We start from the raw sequence: 17,488 nt of genomic DNA on the forward strand, positions 1-17,488 counted from the left end.
GGTGACTCGGCCTCCTTTGCTGCTGGTGGTAGGCATGCATCGCAGCGGCACCTCCTTGCTGGGTGGTGTGCTGCAGCGTCTGGGTGTCGCTTTGCCGGGCGAGACTATCGCTGGCGATGACCACAACCCCGAGGGGTATTTCGAGTGGGATCAGGTGGTGGCCACTCAGGAGCGGCTTCTGATCGATCTGGAGCGCTGGTGGCCTTCGGCCCAGGGCACCCTGGCGTTGCCTGCGGGTTGGCTGGAGCATCCGGCCACGCTCGATGCCCGCGCCAGGCTGCATGGTCTCCTCGCCGCCGAGGTGGCTGCTCAAGAGGGGCCCTGGGCGATTAAGGATCCGCGCTGCAGCCGCCTTCTGCCTCTTTGGCTTGCGCTCTGCCGTGAGCTGGAGATCCCGCTTCAGATCGTGCTGGCCGTGCGAGATCCCGCCGAGGTGGTGGCGTCTCTGGTTCGCCGTGATGGTCCGCTCACCGGTATGGATGCCTATCGCGCTCAGCAGCTCTGGTGGCGCCACAACCTGGAAGCGATCCACACCGCCCGTGAGGCGCTGTTGCCTCTGGCCGTTGTTGATTTCGCCCGCTGGTTTGATCAGCCTGCCCAGCAGCTCCAGGATCTGCTCGCGGCGCTGCCCAGCCTGCAGCCTTCTGGCGAGCAGCAACGCCATGCCCTTGCCCTGATCCGACCCGAGCATCGCCGCAGCTTGGAGGCCGGTCAGCAGCTGGTGTTGGCACCGCCGTTGCGCCGTTTGTATGCGCGCCTGCTGCGACGCCCTGTGACACAGCGTTGGCCCAGCGCCGAACCCCCGGGTCGATTGCGCCGGCAGGCTCCGCCGCCGTTGCTGCCCTCGTGGTTGGAAGCCCACCCTGCCGAGTGGCCGGCGTGGTTGGAGCGCCATCGCCATTTCCCCGCTCCCCGGTGTTGGCGACGCTTCGCGCTGGGCCCAGACCCGGTGCTCAATGTGTGCGGGCCTGCCTGGACGGCGCTGGAACCTCACTGCCGTCTGCAGCGCTTGCCGCTGCTGGGGCTGGAGCAGCGCCGTATCGATCCGGCTCGTTGTCTGTTGCATCAACTCCGCCTCGAACCCGACCCCCGCCCGGTCGCCACCGACGCTGGCCCCGTTGAGCTGTTGGCGTCGGTGGCTCTCAACCTTGAGCTGCCACCGCCCGCCCGTGCGGCTGAGTGGTTGGCGCACCTCCGCAGTCGTCAAGTGATCTGGGATCCGGATCCCGCCCGCGTCCTGCTGCTCCGGGCCTTGGCGCTGCCGGCCTGGTGGCTCGATCCGGAGGCACCGGTGAATGGGTGGCTGCAGCAACCGGCTGCTAACGATCCCGCCTGCTGGGCCTCTCATCTCGGCCTGGCGCCGTCGGAGAAGGGCGCCCTGCTGGTGTGTGGGGCTGCGGGTGCGATCTGGGATCGTGCTCTCGCCCAGGAGGCGTCCCAACCGCGGGGTCAGAGCGCGGGGCCTCGCATCGATTACCGGCCAGGCTGGCCGGAGCTCATTATTGAGAGCCCTGCCGCCGGTCTGGCCCGTGCTGGCTGGTTGCAGGCTGCCGTGCTCGAGGCAGAGCGCCTGGTGGTTGCTGGTGTGCAGGCCTTGCCCAGCGATTGGCAGGGGTTGGCGGTCGCTGCGGCCGACCCTTTGTTGTTGCCTGCGGAGGCCACGCCTGCCGAACTCCGGGCGCTCCATCGCGGTGAGCCATTGCAAGCGCTCGCCGAGGATCGGCCCTCACCCGCCACCGACAGCGTCTTCGCCTGGCACAGCAGTCGTGTGCCCCGCGCCTCCGTGCTGGTGAGTCTGTTCAACTACGCCGATCGCATCGAAGCGGCCCTTGCCAGCGTGGCCGTCCAGACCGCCGCCGATCTGGAGCTGATCGTGGTGGATGACGCTTCCACCGATCAGGGCGTCGAGACGGTGCGGGCCTGGATGCAGGCGCAGCTGGATGGGCCGCACCAGACCTTCGCCCGCTTGCTGTTGCTGCGCCACACGCGCAACACCGGCCTCGCTGCAGCGCGTAACACCGCCTTTGCGGCGGCCCAGGCCCCCTGGTGTTTTGTGCTCGATGCCGACAATGCCCTCTTCCCTGCAGCGGTGACGCAGTGTCTGGCCCTGGCGGAGGCTGGGGCCGAGCCGTTGGCGGTGGTACATCCGCTGTTGGCGGTGGAGGCGGAGCCAGGCCGGCCCGATGAGCAACGCACGCTCGCCAGCACAGCCAGCTGGCAACGGCAACGTTTGTTGGGCGGCAATGTGGTGGATGCCATGGCCCTGGTGCGGCGCTCCGCCTGGGAACGGGTGGGCGGCTACACCCACATCGAAGGTGGTTGGGAAGACTTCGATTTCTGGTGCAAGCTTGTGGAAGCGGGCTTCTACGGCGTGCAGTGCCCCCAGCTGCTTGCGGTGTATCGCAGCCACGCCGAGTCGATGAGCCACACCGCCACCAACCGCTCCTGGCGCGCGCTGTCTCGCACCCTGCAGGCGCGCCACCCCTGGTTACAGCTCCCCCTGGCCACACCGTGATCCTGCAGCTGCTGCGGGAATGGCCTCCCGGTTATGGCGGCGTCGAGCGGGTCGCCCATGAGCTGGCCAGCGTCTGGGGCGGCACGGTGTACAGCTTTGATGCTCAGGGGTTGGCGCAGCGGCAACAGGATGCCCTGCCGGTCACCTACCGGCGCCAGCGCCTGGCCTGCACCGTTCCGCTTGGGCGGCTGCGGCTCCCCTTGCCCTCGCGGGCCCTGTGGCGCCTGCTGCGCGACCCCCAGCCGCTCCATGGCCATCTGCCCTCGCCTGGGGTGCTTTTGGTGTTGCTGCTGGCTCGGCTGCTCCGCCGCCGCCGCCGCGTGACGGCCCACTGGCACAGCTTTCTCGATCCCGATCCCAGCCTGAACGGGGTTCTTTTTGAGCTCTATCAACGCCTGGCCCTCTGGGGCCTTCCCCTCTTGTCGGCGGTGGTCACCACCTCACCGCTGCTGGCCCAGGAGTTGGTGCGCTGCGGCTGTCGCCCTGAGCGGGTGCAGGTGCTGCCCTGCTGCCTCAGCGCTGCGCAGGAGGCCCTGGCCTTGGCGCTTCCGCCGCGGACGCCTCGGCAAGGCGATCCCCTGCGCCTGATCTTCATCGGCCGCCTCGACAGTTACAAACGGCTGGATTGGTTGCTCGAGGCCCTGGCCACGCTCCAGACCCCCTGGCAGCTGGCGGTGGTGGGCGATGGCCCTCAGCGTTTGGCCCTGGAGGCCCTCAGCCAGGCGCTGGTGGCGGCGTCAGCCTGGGGCTGCGTGCGGTTTCACGGTCGCTTGCCTGAGGCTGCCAAGCAGCGCGAGCTTGCGGCGGCTGAGGTGCTGGTGTTGCCCTCCGATCGCTGCCATGAGGCCTTTGGGATCGTGCAGCTGGAAGCGATGGCCGCCGGCATTCCGGCCCTCGCTTTTCAGTTGCCCCGGTCCGGCATGGGCTGGGTGGGCCAGTTGCCCGATCTGGATTGGCCCCAGACCCCAGAGGCGTTGCCGGCTGTGCTGCAGCGCCTGGCGGCGTCGCCTGGCTTGCGCGCACGCCTGAGTGTGCAGGCCCGGGAGCGTTATCAGCGCCTGTTTGCGCGCTGCATCTGGGAGCCCCAGCTGCAGCGCTTGTATCCTGCTGCCGATGCAACAGGTTGAACCGCCAGAGGCTGCAGCGTCCAACACCCGGCCCGTGGTGTTGCGCTTGGAGAACGTGCGTCTCGACATTCCGGTGTTTACCAATGAGACCCGCAGCCTCAAATCAGCCCTGATTCGCTCGGTCACCGGTGGCAAGTTGCGCCGCAGCCGCGGCGGCGCCGTGGTCACGGCCCTGCAGGAGGTGACCTGCACGATCCACGAAGGGGAGCGGATCGCCCTGATTGGCCACAACGGCGCTGGCAAATCCACGTTCCTGCGCATGATCTCCGGCATCTATCGCCACACCGCCGGCCTTTTTGAGGCGCGGGTGCCGGTGTTTCCGATGATTCACAAGAGTTTCATCACCAGCCCGGAGCTCAGTGGCCTGCAGGCGATCAAGGCCCACTATTTGATGGTGAATGGCAATCTGCGTGGTTTTACGCCCTTCTGCGACGACGTGGTGGAGTTCTCCGGCCTCGGTGATTTTGTGCGCCTCCCCGTGAAGACCTACAGCCAGGGCATGGGGGCGCGCCTGCTGTTTGCCTTGCTCACCGCTTGCAGCCACGATTGTTTGGCGATGGATGAGGGCTTCGGCACGGGCGACAGCAGCTTCTATGAGCGTGCCCAGCAACGCTTGCATGAGTTTCTGGCCACCACCGGCACCCTGTTGCTCGCCTCCCATTCCGATGCTCTGTTGCAGACCTTCTGCAGTCGAGGTCTGGTGTTTGAGGAGGGCCGGATCGTGTTTGACGGGCCCCTCAACCAGGCGCTTGCCCACTACCACCAGCTCTGATGACTCTGTCGCGTTCCCACTCCAGCGTGATGGCCACCCTGAGGGAAGCCTGGCGTTTGCGCCGCGTCTGGTGGTTTACCGCAACAGCTCGCACCCAGGCTCGCTTTGTGCGCACCTTCCTCGGCAGCTTCTGGCTCGGGCTCTCCAATCTGTTTTCGATCGCCGTGCTCGCCTCGGTGTATCGCTATGTGTTCAAGGTGCAGGATTTCAACGCCTATGTGGTGCTACTTGGTCTTGGTTTGGTGATCTGGAACAGCATCAGTGCGGCGGTCACGGAAGCGCCGAATCTGTTTGAGCACAATCAAAACCATGTGCACAACACCAATCTTCATCCTGTGTTTTACACGCTGGAGGAGTGGGCCTTTCAGTTGCAGACGTTTGTGCAGTCGTTTTTGATGGTGGTGATCGCCCTCAGCTACTTCCAGCATGATCTGCTGCTGAATCTGCTGTTGAGCGGCTGGCTGCCCTTGTTGAACCTCTTTTTGTTTCTCTATTGGTTCCCCTTGCTGGTGTGTTTGCTCGGGGCCCGTTTCCGTGATCTGTATCAGCTGGTGCCGATTGCGATGCAGTTGGTGTTTCTGCTGTCGCCGATTCTGTATCGCAAGGAAAGTCTTGGCCCTGGGGTTTGGATCGCTAATTTCAATCCTTTTTATCGGGTGCTCAGCCCGATCCGCCACACCCTGATGACTGGGGAACTGCAGTGGGGCGTGGGCCTGGTGCTGCTGGCGGTGAATGGTCTCGGCCTCTGGCTGTCGGTGCGACGTCTCAACCAGGAGCGCGCCAACATTCCCTTCCTGATCTGATGGCAGGCGGCGTGCCCTGTCTCATCAACCTGCTCTCCTGGCTGCCTGGCCATTCCGGTTTCGGCAGCTACGTGCAGCGAGTCGTGCCCGGCCTTGAGGGTTTGCGCTTGCAGCTCAGTGCTGCTGGTGAGGCTGTGTTGGTTCCTTCGGAGCACTGGTCGCCGGAGCCACCGCCATGGGCGCCTTCCCATCGCCTGCGTTGGCTACAGCGCTACAGCCTTGTGCAGCATGGGTTGGATTTGAAGAGCCTTTGGCAGCAGCAGGGCTTGGCCATGCCTGATGGGGCCACGCCTGAGCCGGAACTGATCTATTCGCCCTTTTTCGATGCCATGCTCTGCTGGCCTGAGGTGCCCCAGCTGATCACCTGCCACGACCTCACACCGCTGGTGGCCTCCAACAGCCGCAAGGCCTGGTTGCGCTACCGCTTCTGGCAGCCCCGCCATTGCCGCACCGCTACCCGGATCATCGCCATCAGCCGCTATGTGGCCGATCAGCTCGTGGCCTTCGGGGTGCCGGCGGCCAAGCTCTGTGTGATTCCGAATGGCATTCAGCTACAGCGCCCGCCGATCCCAGCCCCCGCCAGCGACGACCTGCTGGCTCTGGCGCGGCACGATGTGAACAAGAATCTTCCCGCCCTGTTCCGCGGCGTCGCCCAGCTGCAGCGCCGCTGGCCCCAGTGGCAGGGGCGGCTGCGCATCATCGGTCGGGGCGGCCGCCAGACTCCACTGGTGCGGCGATTGCAGCGCCAGTTGCCTCGGCCCGAGCAGGTGGAGCTGCTGGAGGCCCTGCCGCAGGAGCAGTTGGTGGCCTGCCTGCGCTCCAGCCTGGCGCTGATCTCCGCCAGCAGCGAAGAAGGCTTCGATTACCCGGTGCTGGAAGCGAAGGCGGAGGGCCTGCCCACCCTGATCAGCGACATCCCCGTGCACCGAGAGTTCCACGCGGGCTCCTCCCTGTTCTTCCCCACCGATGACGAGGGCGTGGGCTTCGCCGACCAGGTGCAAGAGCTGCGGACCGATGGCGCCCTCTGGAGCCATCTCTCAAGAGCTGGGCTCGACCTCGCTCGTTCGCTCTCTGTTGAGGCCCAGATTGCCCAGATCCGAGATCAGCTCATGGCTCTTGGCGCAACCTGAAGACGCCTGGGGGTGTGGCTCCGTGGGGGTGGTCCCGATTCGGCTTGTATGAGTTCGCAAATGGTGGTGTCGAAGCTCTGGTCGATCAACTGCTGGTAGCGGCGATAGCGGAGAATCCTGTCGCTGCGCATGCGAATGAGGTGTCGGCGTGAGGCTTGTTCGTCGAGAGCTGCCTGCTGCTGTTCTTGCTTGAGGGTCACCAGACGCATGGCACTGGCCCAGTCACTGGTTTGCAGGGTGGAGCAGAGAAGCACGTGTTGCTCGAAATCATGCAAGGCCTGGATTTCCTGGTGCGACGCTGATGGGCTGGCAATGGCGGTGAGGCCGAGGCAAGCCGCATCCAGCACGGGAATGCCGAAACCTTCCACGAGCGAAGGGCTCACCAGCGCCAATGCGTTGAGATATAGATGCCGTTTGGTGGCTTCATCCACGTAGCCAGTCAGCAGGATGCTGTTGTGACCGCTCACGAGGCGACTCACTGAAGCGCTGTAAGCATCGTGCTTGAGCATGCCGGTGATGCAGAAGCGAATGCCATGCCGCTCGATGCCAGATTCCACATAGGCCCTCAGCGCGAAGAGCAGGTTCTTGCGCGGTTCCACCGATGAATTGAATAGGAGATAGCCACCGGGTTTTAAAGTCTGTAGCTGTCCTTTGCCCTCTGCGTTGATCTTCAGCGACGGCATTTGCGCTTCCCAGTCGAGCGCATCGCCTGGAAATTGAAGGGAGGGTGACTGGATCAGTACCCTGCTGTGGTGTTCGGCTCCCTCCATGGCCGTTGGCAAGATGGAAGTATTAAATTTGCGCTGTGTGGCGCTGGAGACAAACAGCCGTCCTGCAGAGGCGCAACTGCGCAGGCGTCGGGCGAACCCAGCCACATGGTCACTGGTTTGCACGTACTCGAGTGGGATCAGGTCGTGCACTGTCTGGATGAAGATCTTTGATGTCGTGGGCCTGATGTGGAGCGGACAGGTGGTGATCAGTCCGTCGAATCCCTGCAAGTCGATTTCCAGGACTTCACCCGGTTTCTGATTAGCCAGGCGAAAGCTGTTCACGAAAATGTCATCGGCGCAGATCAACCCGTCCACATTCAGAAGATAGTCGAGCCGCTCGGTTTGCAGGTAGGGGTTGTCGAACAGCTCGCGAATGGGCAAGCATTTGAGAGATCGACCGGGATAGCGGCGCTGAGGGAAGAGGGTATTGAGTTTGGCTCGGGCTCTCAGGACAGGTGACACCCATTGCTTCACGATGGGCAAAGCCCGGAGGAGCCTCTGCCGCAGGCTCATCTGCGACAGGTAGTGTTGACCGGTATTCAAGCCTTCGAGCACCCTGGCGTAGAACACAGTGTCTGCCGTGGTTTTGGGAATGCGCCGCGACCGCAGATCGTTCATCGGCGGATCAAATTGGGTGAGGAGCCACACCTCGGCTCCGGCCCGTTTCAGGGCGCGGAGCACGCCTTTGCTGTACACGGCAATGCCGCGGTGCTCGCTCTGCTCGAGATCAATCGCTGTGACGACCAGTCGAAGACCATGCAGGGACTGGGATGAGGGGGTGGCTGGAGTGGTGCTCATCGCGACAGCGTCTCGTTGCTTTGCTTGAGGCGAAGCCGTTCTTCACGAAGATCCATCAGTACCAGGTCTCGAACCCGCAATTCCTCCTCCAAATCGCGTAGTCGGTCGACTTCGGCACGAAGGGGCTCCAGTTCATGCACCCTGGCCAGGAGTTCGGGAAGTTGATGGATCACGATCTCGCGCAGTTGATGCGACTCCCATTGCTGTTGTTGCAGGAAGAGTTGAAGCTGGGCCGGTGTGGCTTGGTTGAGAAATGACCGCACTCGGGCCCTGAGGCGGGTGAGGTCTTCGCTGTTCCCCCCCTGCCCTTCCTGGGTACTCCGGGTGCTCTCCGACTCATGAATGGCACACGACCTTCCACTCAGCCACACCTGTTTGCCGAGGGTCTGCTGCACATCAAGACAAAGTTCTACATCCTCCCCGCACACCTTGTAATTCTCATTCAGTCGGATCGTCCCGAAGTCATCCCGACGGATCCACTGCAGTGCACCGGTGACGGCTGCTACCGGCCCTGTGGGCGTGACCTCCGGGCGATCGGCGGGAATCAAGCGATCGAGCAGGTGATAAGCAGAGCCCCTCGAGTCGAAATTGATGCCTGCATGCGTCAGCCGCCCTTGCTGATCGCGCAGAACAGCTCCCACCAATCCGACTGTTCCGTTCTGATTGAGAACTGTGAGGGCTGCATCGACGCAGTCGTGATCAAGAATCAGATCGTCATTGGCCAGCATCAGCACGTCGCCACCGGCGCGCTCGGCCAGTCCATTCATGTTGCCGGCGAAGTGATACGGAACTCGTTGTGCGATGTGAAAGTCGAAGCGACTGCTGTTGCGGATCTGCGCTTCCTCGGCGTCACTTCCGTTCCATGAGCAGAGAATCTCAACGTCCAGCGGCGACAGGCTGCAGGCACGGTCCAAGCTGCTGCAGAGGCGGTTCAGCAGCGAGGCTGTCCTTGAAACCACCAGGATTGAAAGCCGCATTGATCTCCCAAGCCCTTCGACTCAGGGTATCAAGGTCCCAGATAGCGCGATTGCAGCAGGGTTTCGAGGTCGTTGCGGAGTGCCACGTCGGCGTCGTTCAGAAAAGGACCCAGCTCTGTGAGGGGGATCGGGACTCGTGGATAAGGCCTGAGATTGAACAGCACCTGTTTTTTCAGGAGAGGACAGCCGGCATGCAGCAACGCCTGCCAGGCATAGAGGCTCAGATTCACACCCCGAGGTTCGCGCACCTCAAACCGTTCGAGCTGCTGATCCAGCTCCTCCCCAGCCACCAACATGGCAATCAGCCCATGGCGAGCACGCAGCGCTACTCCGGCTTTCAGCAGCGCCTGGCTCAGGCCGATCTCTCCTTGGTTGATGAGATCGTCTTTGTGGCCATCGAGTGCCAGCTGCGGCCAGAAGCTTCGCCAGGCCTTGCTCCGTAGCAGGCAGCCATTGGCGAGCAGCCAATACGACTGCAGGTGGTACGCATCTCGCTCGATCGAATCGGTCATGCCCAGCAGGCGGGGCTGGTCGTTCGGGTTGTCGGTGGCCATCGCCTCGAGGCAGGCCGCCAACCGCTTGCCGCCGCCAACCGGCAAGGTGCTGTCGTTGGCCAACAGGCAATGGCTGAGCCCGCGTAAGAGCTGAGGTCGTTCCTGCAGCAGGCAGCAGAAATCTCGATAGGCCCCCAGGCACAGCCCCAGGTTCCGCCGTCGACTGATCAGAGCATCGCCTTGCTGCAGCGCCGCTTCGGCATCGGCATTCAGGCCTGAACTCGACACCACCACTGTCCAGCCTGCGCGCTGCATCGCCTGCAGTGCCAGGAGCCAGCTGCCCGGCAGGGCGCCACGGCGGTCGTAGTGGTGCCAGAACACCAGCCGCTGCGGCTGGCGCCGTTCGAGCCCCTGCAGGAGCTGGTCGGCATCCTCCAGTCGGCCACGGTGGTTCCAGCGAGCGTTGAGGCGTTGCTCCTGGCGTTGTTGTTGCCAGAGCTCCGCCCGGCGCCAGGCCTCAGTGCCTTGCAGCACCGCAAGCAGGGATGGATCGCCCTGATGCTGTTCTGGCAGAGCGAGAGCACGCCAGAGAGCGAGTTTTCCCTGTTGACTGGGCAGCGGCAATCTCAGGCGTTGGGCCTGACGCAGGCTGCGCTGCAACCGCGGTCGGCTGCGGCCCAGGTCGCGCAGGGAGCGATAGGCCAGCAGCGCTTGGCCGGCATCGCCCCTGCACAACTGACGGCTGAAGGCCCGTAAGGCAAGGGCCTGAGCGAGGCGGTGGTGCATCAGCAGCAACCAGACGGGCAGGGCTGAACCCTCGCAGTATCACTCCACCCGGGCTCAGTAGGCTGGCCAGCACTGACCTCGGCCGCCTCCATGCTCAAGCTCCTGCTGGGTGACCCCAATGCCCGCAAGCTGAAGCGCTACCAGCCGATCGTCTCCGACATCAACCTGCTGGAGGAGGAGATCGCTCCCCTCAGCGACGACGAGCTGCGCCGCCGCACCGCTGACTTCCGCCAGCGCCTCGAGAACGCCGGCAGCCTCGACAACCAGCGCCCTCTGCTTGATGAGCTGCTGCCGGAAGCGTTTGCCGTGGTGCGTGAAGCCGGCAAGCGCGTGCTCGGCATGCGTCACTTCGATGTGCAGCTGATCGGCGGCATGGTGCTGCACGAGGGCCAGATCGCCGAGATGAAAACCGGCGAGGGCAAGACCCTCGTGGCCACCCTGCCCAGCTTCCTCAATGCGCTCACGGGCCGGGGCGTGCACGTGGTCACGGTGAACGATTACCTCGCCCGCCGCGATGCCGAGTGGATGGGCCAGGTGCATCGCTTCCTGGGCTTGAGCGTGGGTCTGATCCAGCAGGACATGACCCCCACCGAGCGGCGTCGCAACTACGGCTGCGACATCACCTACGCCACCAACTCGGAGCTGGGATTCGATTACCTGCGCGACAACATGGCCACCGACATCAGTGAGGTGGTGCAGCGCGAGTTCCAGTACTGCGTGATCGACGAGGTGGATTCGATCCTGATCGATGAGGCCCGCACCCCCTTGATCATTTCCGGGCAGGTGGAGCGACCCCAGGAGAAATACCAGCAGGCGGCTCAGGTGGCGGCCGCGCTGGAGCGGGCGGCGGAGATGGGCAAAGACGGCATCGACCCCGAGGGCGATTACGAGGTGGATGAAAAGCAGCGCAGCTGCACCCTCACCGATGAAGGCTTCGCCAAGGCGGAATCGCTGCTGGGCGTCAGCGATCTCTATGACCCCCAGGACCCCTGGGCCCACTACATCACCAATGCCCTCAAGGCCAAGGAGCTGTTCATCCGCGATGTGAATTACATCGTGCGCGAAGGCGAGGCAGTGATCGTGGATGAATTCACCGGTCGGGTGATGCCCGGCCGCCGCTGGAGCGACGGTCAGCACCAGGCGATCGAAGCCAAGGAGAGCCTGGCGGTGCAGCCGGAAACCCAGACCCTCGCCTCGATCACCTATCAGAACTTCTTCCTGCTCTATCCGCGTCTGGCCGGCATGACCGGCACCGCCAAGACCGAGGAGGTGGAATTCGAGAAGACCTACAAGCTCGAAACCACGATCGTGCCCACCAACAGGCCCCGGGCGCGGCAGGACATGGCCGATCAGGTCTACAAGACCGAAACCGCCAAATGGCGTGCGGTAGCTAAGGAGACCGCCCAGATCCACCGCGAGGGACGGCCCGTGCTCGTGGGCACCACCAGCGTGGAGAAGAGCGAGCTGCTCAGTGCCCTGCTGGCGGAGGAGGCGATTCCCCACAACCTGCTCAACGCCAAACCTGAAAACGTGGAGCGGGAGGCGGAAATCGTCGCCCAGGCCGGTCGCTCCGGCGCCGTGACGATCGCCACCAACATGGCCGGCCGCGGCACCGACATCATCCTCGGCGGCAACAGCGACTACATGGCTCGCCTCAAGCTGCGGGAGGTGCTGCTGCCTCGCTTGGTGCGTCCCGAGGAGGGCCACCGCCCGCCGGTGCCCCTGCAACGCAGCGCTGAAGCTTCAGGCTTCGCTGCCAAGGCTGCCCCTTCCAGCGGTCCCCACGGCCATGCTCCCAGTGAGGCGCGAGCGATCGGCAGCCTCTATCCCTGCCAGCTCAGTGAAGACACCGACCAGGCCCTGGCGGATCTCGCTCGCGATCTCGTCAAGGCCTGGGGGGATCGCGCCATCTCGGTGATTGAGCTCGAAGATCGGATTGCCACTGCCGCTGAGAAAGCCCCCACCGACGAGGCACAGATCGCTGCCCTGCGTGCTGCGATCGCCCGCGTGAAGGCGGAATACGACGTGGTGGTGAAGCAGGAGGAGGCGCGGGTGCGTGAGGCCGGTGGCCTTCACGTCATCGGCACCGAACGTCATGAATCCCGCCGGGTGGACAACCAGCTGCGCGGCCGCGCCGGTCGTCAGGGCGACCCTGGCAGCACTCGCTTCTTCCTCTCCCTGGGCGACAACCTGCTGCGCATCTTCGGCGGTGATCGTGTGGCCGGCCTGATGAACGCCTTCCGCGTGGAGGAAGACATGCCGATTGAATCCGGCATGCTCACCCGCTCCTTGGAGGGGGCCCAAAAGAAGGTCGAGACCTACTACTACGACATCCGCAAGCAGGTGTTTGAGTACGACGAGGTGATGAACAATCAGCGCAAGGCGGTGTATTCCGAACGTCGTCGTGTGCTCGAGGGCCGTGAGCTCAAGAAGCAGGTGATCGGTTACGGCGAGCGCACCATGAACGAGATCGTGGAGGCCTATGTGAATCCCGACCTGCCCCCGGAGGAGTGGGATCTCGCCCAGCTGGTGAGCAAGGTGAAGGAGTTTGTGTATCTGCTCGAGGATCTGGAGCCCGAGCAGCTCCAGGGACTCTCGATGGAGGAGCTCAAGGCCTTCCTCCAGGAGCAGCTGCGTAACGCCTACGACCTCAAGGAGGCTCAGATTGAGCAGCAGCGCCCTGGGCTGATGCGGGAGGCGGAGCGTTTCTTCATCTTGCAGCAGATCGACACCCTCTGGCGTGAACATCTGCAGGCGATGGATGCCCTGCGGGAATCGGTGGGTCTACGTGGCTACGGCCAGAAGGACCCGCTGATCGAATACAAGAACGAGGGCTATGACATGTTCCTGGAGATGATGACCGGCATGCGCCGCAACGTGATCTACTCGATGTTCATGTTCCAGCCGGCTCCTCCTGCCGGCCAGTCGGCGGAGCAGTCCGTCTCGGCCTGATCACTCCTCCCCCAGAAACTCCAGGATTTCCCGGTCCTTGAGGCTTTGGGATTCGCCGCGGCAGATCTCGCTCAGGGGTTTGCCGGCGGCCACCGCCTTGAGGCAGGCCTGGAGGGTGCCCACCTGGCTTTCGAGCTGGTCGATCCGCTCCATCAGGTTGCGGATCACATTGGCCTCCGCATCGGGCAGGGCGGAGTGGGCCAGGGGGTTGATGCGCACGCCGCTCTGGTGAATCACCCGGCCGGGGATGCCCACCACCGTGCAGTCGTTCTCCACATCGCGCACCACCACCGAACCGGCGCCGATGCGGGTGTTGGTGCCCACCTGGATCGCCCCCAGCACCTTGGCACCAGCTCCCACCACCACGTTGCTGGCGAGGGTGGGGTGGCGTTTGCCGTGCTCCTTGCCCGTCCCGCCCAGGGTGACGCCCTGATACAGCAGGCAGCGGTCGCCGATTTCGCTGGTTTCACCGATCACCACGCCCATGCCGTGGTCGATGAACACGCCGCTGCCGATGCGGGCGCCGGGATGGATTTCCACCCCCGTGATGCTGCGGCCCAGCTGGCTGAGCAGCCTGGCGGCCAGCTTCAGGGGCAGGCGCGAGCGCCAGAGCCGATGGCTGAGTCGATGCAGGGTGATCGCCTGGAAGCCCGGATAGCAGAGCAGGATCTCCAGCGGTCCGCGGGCAGCCGGATCCCGCTCGCGGATGATCGCCAGGTCGGCGCGGATCTGATCAAACATGCCTTAGCCCGCTTGCAGGCCGATCTCCTTGCGCAGCAGCTCGATCGTATCGCCGCTGAGGTAGCTCTCGGCGCAGTGCACCTGGGGCATGCGCATCAGCTGGGAGCGGTTCTGGCGCAGGCTTTGCTCCACCAGCGGCAGGCTCGGACGGTCGCAGAGCACATGGCTGGCGGCCCGCAGCAGCGCCAGCAGGCGGCTGCCCACATCAGGGGTGGCGGTCATCAGCAGCAGCTCGTTGCCGCGCATGCTGTGCAGGATCACCTCGGCGGCGCGCAGGATGCCCGGGCTGATGCTCACCAGGCCCACGCAGCTGCCCGGCCGCAGCTCCTTGAGCATGGCCAGCTCCTCGCGGAAGTCGTTGAGGTCCACCGCCACGGCACGCACCCCGTGGCGCTTGGCCAGGTCCTCCACCGGCTGCAGGAAATAACGGCTGGTCACCACCGTGCCGTTGCTGGCGCTCTCGAGCACGCTTTCGAGCTCTTCCATCGGCACCACCTCCACGGGCACATCGAGGTTGGGCTCGAGCTCTTCGGCGATCAGCATCGAGGCGCCGATGTCTTCCCTGGGGGTGCTCACGAGGACGCGGGCGCCGCAGCGCAGGCGCCAGTCGATCTCCCGGGTGAGCAGCTCCCGCGTCTGCTGCAGCGTGCAGCCGGCGTTCAGCAGGCCGTCCACACACTTGCGCACTTCGCGATCGAGGTCGGTGATGCCCCGGTTGCGGATGTGCACGGGGGTGCGGATCTCTCGCGGTTTCTGCTGATCGCGCACGTAGATGCCGGAGCCGGCCATCGCCTCCACCACGCCATCGGTTTCCAGCTGGCGGTACACCTTGCTGATCGTGTTGCGATGCAGCCCCGTCTGCATGGCGAGCTGGCGGGTGCTGGGCAGGCGGTGGCCAGGGGGGTAGTGGCGCGCCGCGATCGCGAAGCAGATTTGGTTGTACAGCTGGGTCGACGCCGGGATGTCGCTTTCCTGCTGGATGTGGAATCGCACGCCGGTGGGCCGGATCGGAATGCGGCCACCATAAGGAGCGATCGGCTCGGTGACAATTGCTGCGGTGGTCTGTGTCCCTATGCCAGTTTCGGATTCTCTCTCTAGATCCGCCGGTTGGCGTCGGGTCGAGGACGGTCCGGTTCCCCTGCGCTGCTGGTGGTCTCCGGCCGTCTCATGGCCAGAGGATGGCTCTGAAAGTAACGAAAACGTTACGGTGAAAACACGATCCCGTGCCGTAATCGTGCTGCCGGAGGTGTTCGGCGTCAATGCTTGGGTGCGCAGTGTTGCTGACCGGATTGCCGCCGCCGGCGTGCCCGCCCTGGCGATGCCGCTGTTTGCACGCACGGCCCCAGAGCTCGAGTTGGGCTATGGGCCTGAGCAGCTGGCGGAGGGCCGCCGCCACAAGGACGCCACCAGCACCGATCAGATCCTGGCCGATCTGGCTGCGGCGATCACCTGGCTGCAGAACACCTTGCAGGGCAACCTGGAGATCACCGTGGTGGGCTTCTGCTTCGGGGGGCATGCCGCCCTGTTGGCCGCCAGCCTGCCCCAGGTGAGCCAGGCCTTTGATTTTTACGGAGCTGGCGTCGTGCAGGGTCGCCCGGGTGGTGGTGCCCCGAGCTTGGAGCTGCTGCCCCAGGTGCAGGGCCAACTCACCTGCCTCTGCGGCAGCGCCGATCCCCTGATCCCCGCTGCAGACCGGGCGGCGATCGCCTCAGCGTTTTTGGCGGCTGATCCCAGCGGAAAGCGGCTGCGCTACTGGGAGTTTGAAGGCGCTGACCACGGTTTTATGTGCGAAGCACGCGACAGTTTCAACCCCGCTGCTGCGGAGCAGGGCTGGCAGTTGCTGCTGGAGGCGCTGCGGGATTGAAGCTCGCCAGGTCTGCGGCTTGCGGCTTGATCAGGCCTGGGGCGGCTTGCTCGCGACCTTGGCGGCCGTGGGCCGCGGTGGGGAGGGAATCGTGCGCACGGCCTTGGTGGCGGCCTGAGGCTCGTCGGAGTCTTTCTTGGCCAGCGGCGTCTTGCGTGGCGTTAGGAACATGATCATGTTGCGGCCTTCCCGCTTGGGCGCCTGCTGAATCTCCGCCTGCTCCTCCAGATCATTCGCCATCCGGCGCAGCAGCGTTTCCGCCAGGGCGGTGTGCTGAATCTCGCGGCCCCGGAAGATCACGGTGCACTTCACCTTGTCGCCGGCCTTGAGGAAGCGGGTGGCCTGGCCGATCCGCACGTCGTAGTCGTGCTGGTCGATCTTGTAGCGCATCTTGACTTCCTTCACTTCGGTCTGATGCGACTTCTTCTTGGCCTCCTTGGCCTTCTTTTCCTGTTCGAACTTGTATTTGCCGTAATCCATGATCCGGCAGACCGGTGGGTCCGCCTTCTCGCTCACCAGCACGAGATCCAGCTCTCGCTCCTGAGCCACTTCGAGGGCCTTCTCGCGGTCAATCACCCCAAGCTGCGATCCGTCGGCGTCGACCACCCGCAACTGCGGGTAACTAATGCGGTCGTTGATGTTGGGCAGCTCCCGCACGGGAGCACGACGGTCAAAACGGGGACGTGGTGGCATTCAGGACGTTGAGAGGACAGACAAGGTCTCGGTGCGATTAGCTCGACCGGGACAACACATCAACCTTCACCCTAGACCTCCTTGGATCAGCGTCATCGCTTCGCTCAGCGCATCCTCACCGCTCAGCCAGCAGGGTTGATGCTGGCGGCGGAACCAGGTGCGCTGCCGTTTGGCGAATTGGCGGGTGCGCTGGCTGGTGATCGCGATCGCCTTCTCTCGGCTGAGCCGGCCCGCCAGCAGCTCCAGGGCCTCCCCGTAACCAATGGTTTGCAGCAGGGGTAGATCGGCTCCGTAACGGTCCCGCAGCTTTGCGGTTTCCTCGACCAGGCCGCTGTCATAGAGCTGACGGGTGCGTTGATCGATCCGCTGGCGCAGGTCGTCTGGGTTCAGGCCCAGCTCCAGCACCCGCCAGGGGGGCGGCACGGCTCCCTGCTGGCTGCTCATCGATTGCCCACTGGCGTAGAGCACCTCGAGGGCCCGCTGGGTGCGGACCGCGTCGGCCGGGGCGATCCGCGCCGCCGCCTCCGGATCGGCCTGTCGTAACAGCGCATGGCAAACCCCCTGGCCGAGGGCGCTCAGCTGAGCGCGCAGCTCCGGCTGTGGTGGCACCGCCGGTGGCCGTAGGCCGCCGGTGAGTGCTTTGAGGTAAAGGCCACTGCCTCCTGCCAAGAGGGCCATTCCCCGTCGCTGCAGTTGCGCTTCAACGGCGGGCCCGGCGATCGCCTGGAATTCCTGCAGGGTGATCGGCTGGTTGGGAGGGCGTAGATCCAGCAGCTGGTGGGGTACCCGCCGCCGCTGCTCCGGTGTCGGCTTGGCAGTGCCGATGTCCATCTCCTGATACAGCTGACGCGAATCCACGTTCAGCACCTCCAGTTCGAGGCGTTCGGCCAGCTCCAGGGCCAGGGCCGTCTTACCGCTGGCGGTCGGCCCCAAGAGCACCACCACCAGTGGGGTGTTGGCTCCCGGCTCGGCGGGTTCGCCCATGGCTGCTGGCGGAGGGAGGTCGGACATGGTCACGGCCAAGGGGGTTGCACCCCCTGGGGAAACGGCGTCTCAGAGGCCTCTG

At 64.5% G+C, this 17,488-nt stretch carries 14 protein-coding genes; 7 read left to right on the forward strand and 7 right to left on the reverse strand.

The window, feature by feature from the left end; translation table 11 throughout:
• Window position 1 precedes the first annotated feature (1 nt).
• Genes H0O21_RS04120 through H0O21_RS04140 form a run of 5 tightly spaced genes read left to right on the forward strand, consistent with a single transcriptional unit; the run spans window position 2 to window position 6,347 of the window.
• Window positions 2–2,515 carry a glycosyltransferase gene (locus H0O21_RS04120; protein ID WP_185190486.1) on the forward strand — a complete coding sequence of 838 codons (2,514 nt, stop codon included), beginning with the start codon at window positions 2–4 and terminating at the stop codon, window positions 2,513–2,515.
• Window positions 2,512–3,642: a glycosyltransferase family 4 protein gene (locus tag H0O21_RS04125; RefSeq protein ID WP_255441125.1), complete on the forward strand. Its 1,131-nt coding sequence runs from the start codon at window positions 2,512–2,514 to the stop codon at window positions 3,640–3,642. The genes H0O21_RS04120 and H0O21_RS04125 overlap by 4 nt, the downstream gene beginning before the upstream one ends.
• Window positions 3,629–4,414 (forward strand): ABC transporter ATP-binding protein, encoded by a 786-nt coding sequence (locus tag H0O21_RS04130; RefSeq protein ID WP_185190487.1) that lies wholly within the window; start codon window positions 3,629–3,631, stop codon window positions 4,412–4,414. The genes H0O21_RS04125 and H0O21_RS04130 overlap by 14 nt, the downstream gene beginning before the upstream one ends.
• A complete protein-coding gene (locus H0O21_RS04135) occupies window positions 4,414–5,217 on the forward strand; it encodes an ABC transporter permease (protein ID WP_185190488.1) in 804 nt (267 codons plus the stop codon). Before H0O21_RS04130 ends, H0O21_RS04135 begins: the two co-directional genes overlap by 1 nt.
• Window positions 5,217–6,347 carry a glycosyltransferase gene (locus H0O21_RS04140; RefSeq protein ID WP_185190489.1) on the forward strand — a complete coding sequence of 377 codons (1,131 nt, stop codon included), beginning with the start codon at window positions 5,217–5,219 and terminating at the stop codon, window positions 6,345–6,347. The genes H0O21_RS04135 and H0O21_RS04140 overlap by 1 nt, the downstream gene beginning before the upstream one ends.
• On the opposite strand, the gene H0O21_RS04145 is transcribed toward H0O21_RS04140, so the two are convergent.
• Genes H0O21_RS04145 through H0O21_RS04155 form a run of 3 tightly spaced genes read right to left on the reverse strand, consistent with a single transcriptional unit; the run spans window position 6,320 to window position 10,172 of the window.
• Window positions 6,320–7,915: a glycosyltransferase gene (locus H0O21_RS04145; RefSeq protein WP_185190490.1), complete on the reverse strand. Its 1,596-nt coding sequence runs from the start codon at window positions 7,913–7,915 to the stop codon at window positions 6,320–6,322. The genes H0O21_RS04140 and H0O21_RS04145 overlap by 28 nt on opposite strands.
• The gene (locus H0O21_RS04150; RefSeq protein WP_185190491.1) at window positions 7,912–8,874 is read right to left on the reverse strand and encodes a glycosyltransferase; all 963 of its coding nucleotides are present in this window, start codon (window positions 8,872–8,874) and stop codon (window positions 7,912–7,914) included. The genes H0O21_RS04145 and H0O21_RS04150 overlap by 4 nt, the downstream gene beginning before the upstream one ends.
• A gap of 47 nt (window positions 8,875–8,921) precedes the next feature.
• Window positions 8,922–10,172, reverse strand: coding sequence for a hypothetical protein (locus H0O21_RS04155; RefSeq protein ID WP_185190492.1), 1,251 nt, complete (start codon window positions 10,170–10,172; stop codon window positions 8,922–8,924).
• A 90-nt stretch (window positions 10,173–10,262) separates the two neighbouring features.
• On the opposite strand from H0O21_RS04155, the gene secA reads away from it, so the two are divergent.
• On the forward strand, window positions 10,263–13,124 hold the full coding sequence (gene secA, locus H0O21_RS04160) for a preprotein translocase subunit SecA (protein WP_185190493.1): 2,862 nt from the start codon (window positions 10,263–10,265) through the stop codon (window positions 13,122–13,124).
• On the opposite strand, the gene cysE is transcribed toward secA, so the two are convergent.
• Both cysE and H0O21_RS04170 read right to left on the reverse strand, forming a co-directional pair.
• A complete protein-coding gene (gene cysE, locus H0O21_RS04165; protein WP_185190494.1) occupies window positions 13,125–13,865 on the reverse strand; it encodes a serine O-acetyltransferase in 741 nt (246 codons plus the stop codon).
• 3 nt (window positions 13,866–13,868) lie between these two features.
• Window positions 13,869–14,858 carry a GntR family transcriptional regulator gene (locus tag H0O21_RS04170; RefSeq protein ID WP_131455175.1) on the reverse strand — a complete coding sequence of 330 codons (990 nt, stop codon included), beginning with the start codon at window positions 14,856–14,858 and terminating at the stop codon, window positions 13,869–13,871.
• A gap of 79 nt (window positions 14,859–14,937) precedes the next feature.
• On the opposite strand from H0O21_RS04170, the gene H0O21_RS04175 reads away from it, so the two are divergent.
• Window positions 14,938–15,729, forward strand: coding sequence for a dienelactone hydrolase family protein (locus tag H0O21_RS04175; protein ID WP_185190495.1), 792 nt, complete (start codon window positions 14,938–14,940; stop codon window positions 15,727–15,729).
• A 30-nt stretch (window positions 15,730–15,759) separates the two neighbouring features.
• On the opposite strand, the gene infC is transcribed toward H0O21_RS04175, so the two are convergent.
• Both infC and miaA read right to left on the reverse strand, forming a co-directional pair.
• Complete coding sequence (infC, locus tag H0O21_RS04180) at window positions 15,760–16,422, reverse strand: translation initiation factor IF-3 (protein ID WP_185190496.1); 663 nt, start codon at window positions 16,420–16,422, stop codon at window positions 15,760–15,762.
• Window positions 16,423–16,488: 66 nt separating this feature from the next.
• On the reverse strand, window positions 16,489–17,406 hold the full coding sequence (gene miaA / locus H0O21_RS04185; RefSeq protein ID WP_185190497.1) for a tRNA (adenosine(37)-N6)-dimethylallyltransferase MiaA: 918 nt from the start codon (window positions 17,404–17,406) through the stop codon (window positions 16,489–16,491).
• Window positions 17,407–17,488 lie beyond the last annotated feature (82 nt).

The organism is Synechococcus sp. HK01-R (genome assembly GCF_014217855.1).
GTDB lineage: Bacteria > Cyanobacteriota > Cyanobacteriia > PCC-6307 > Cyanobiaceae > Synechococcus_C.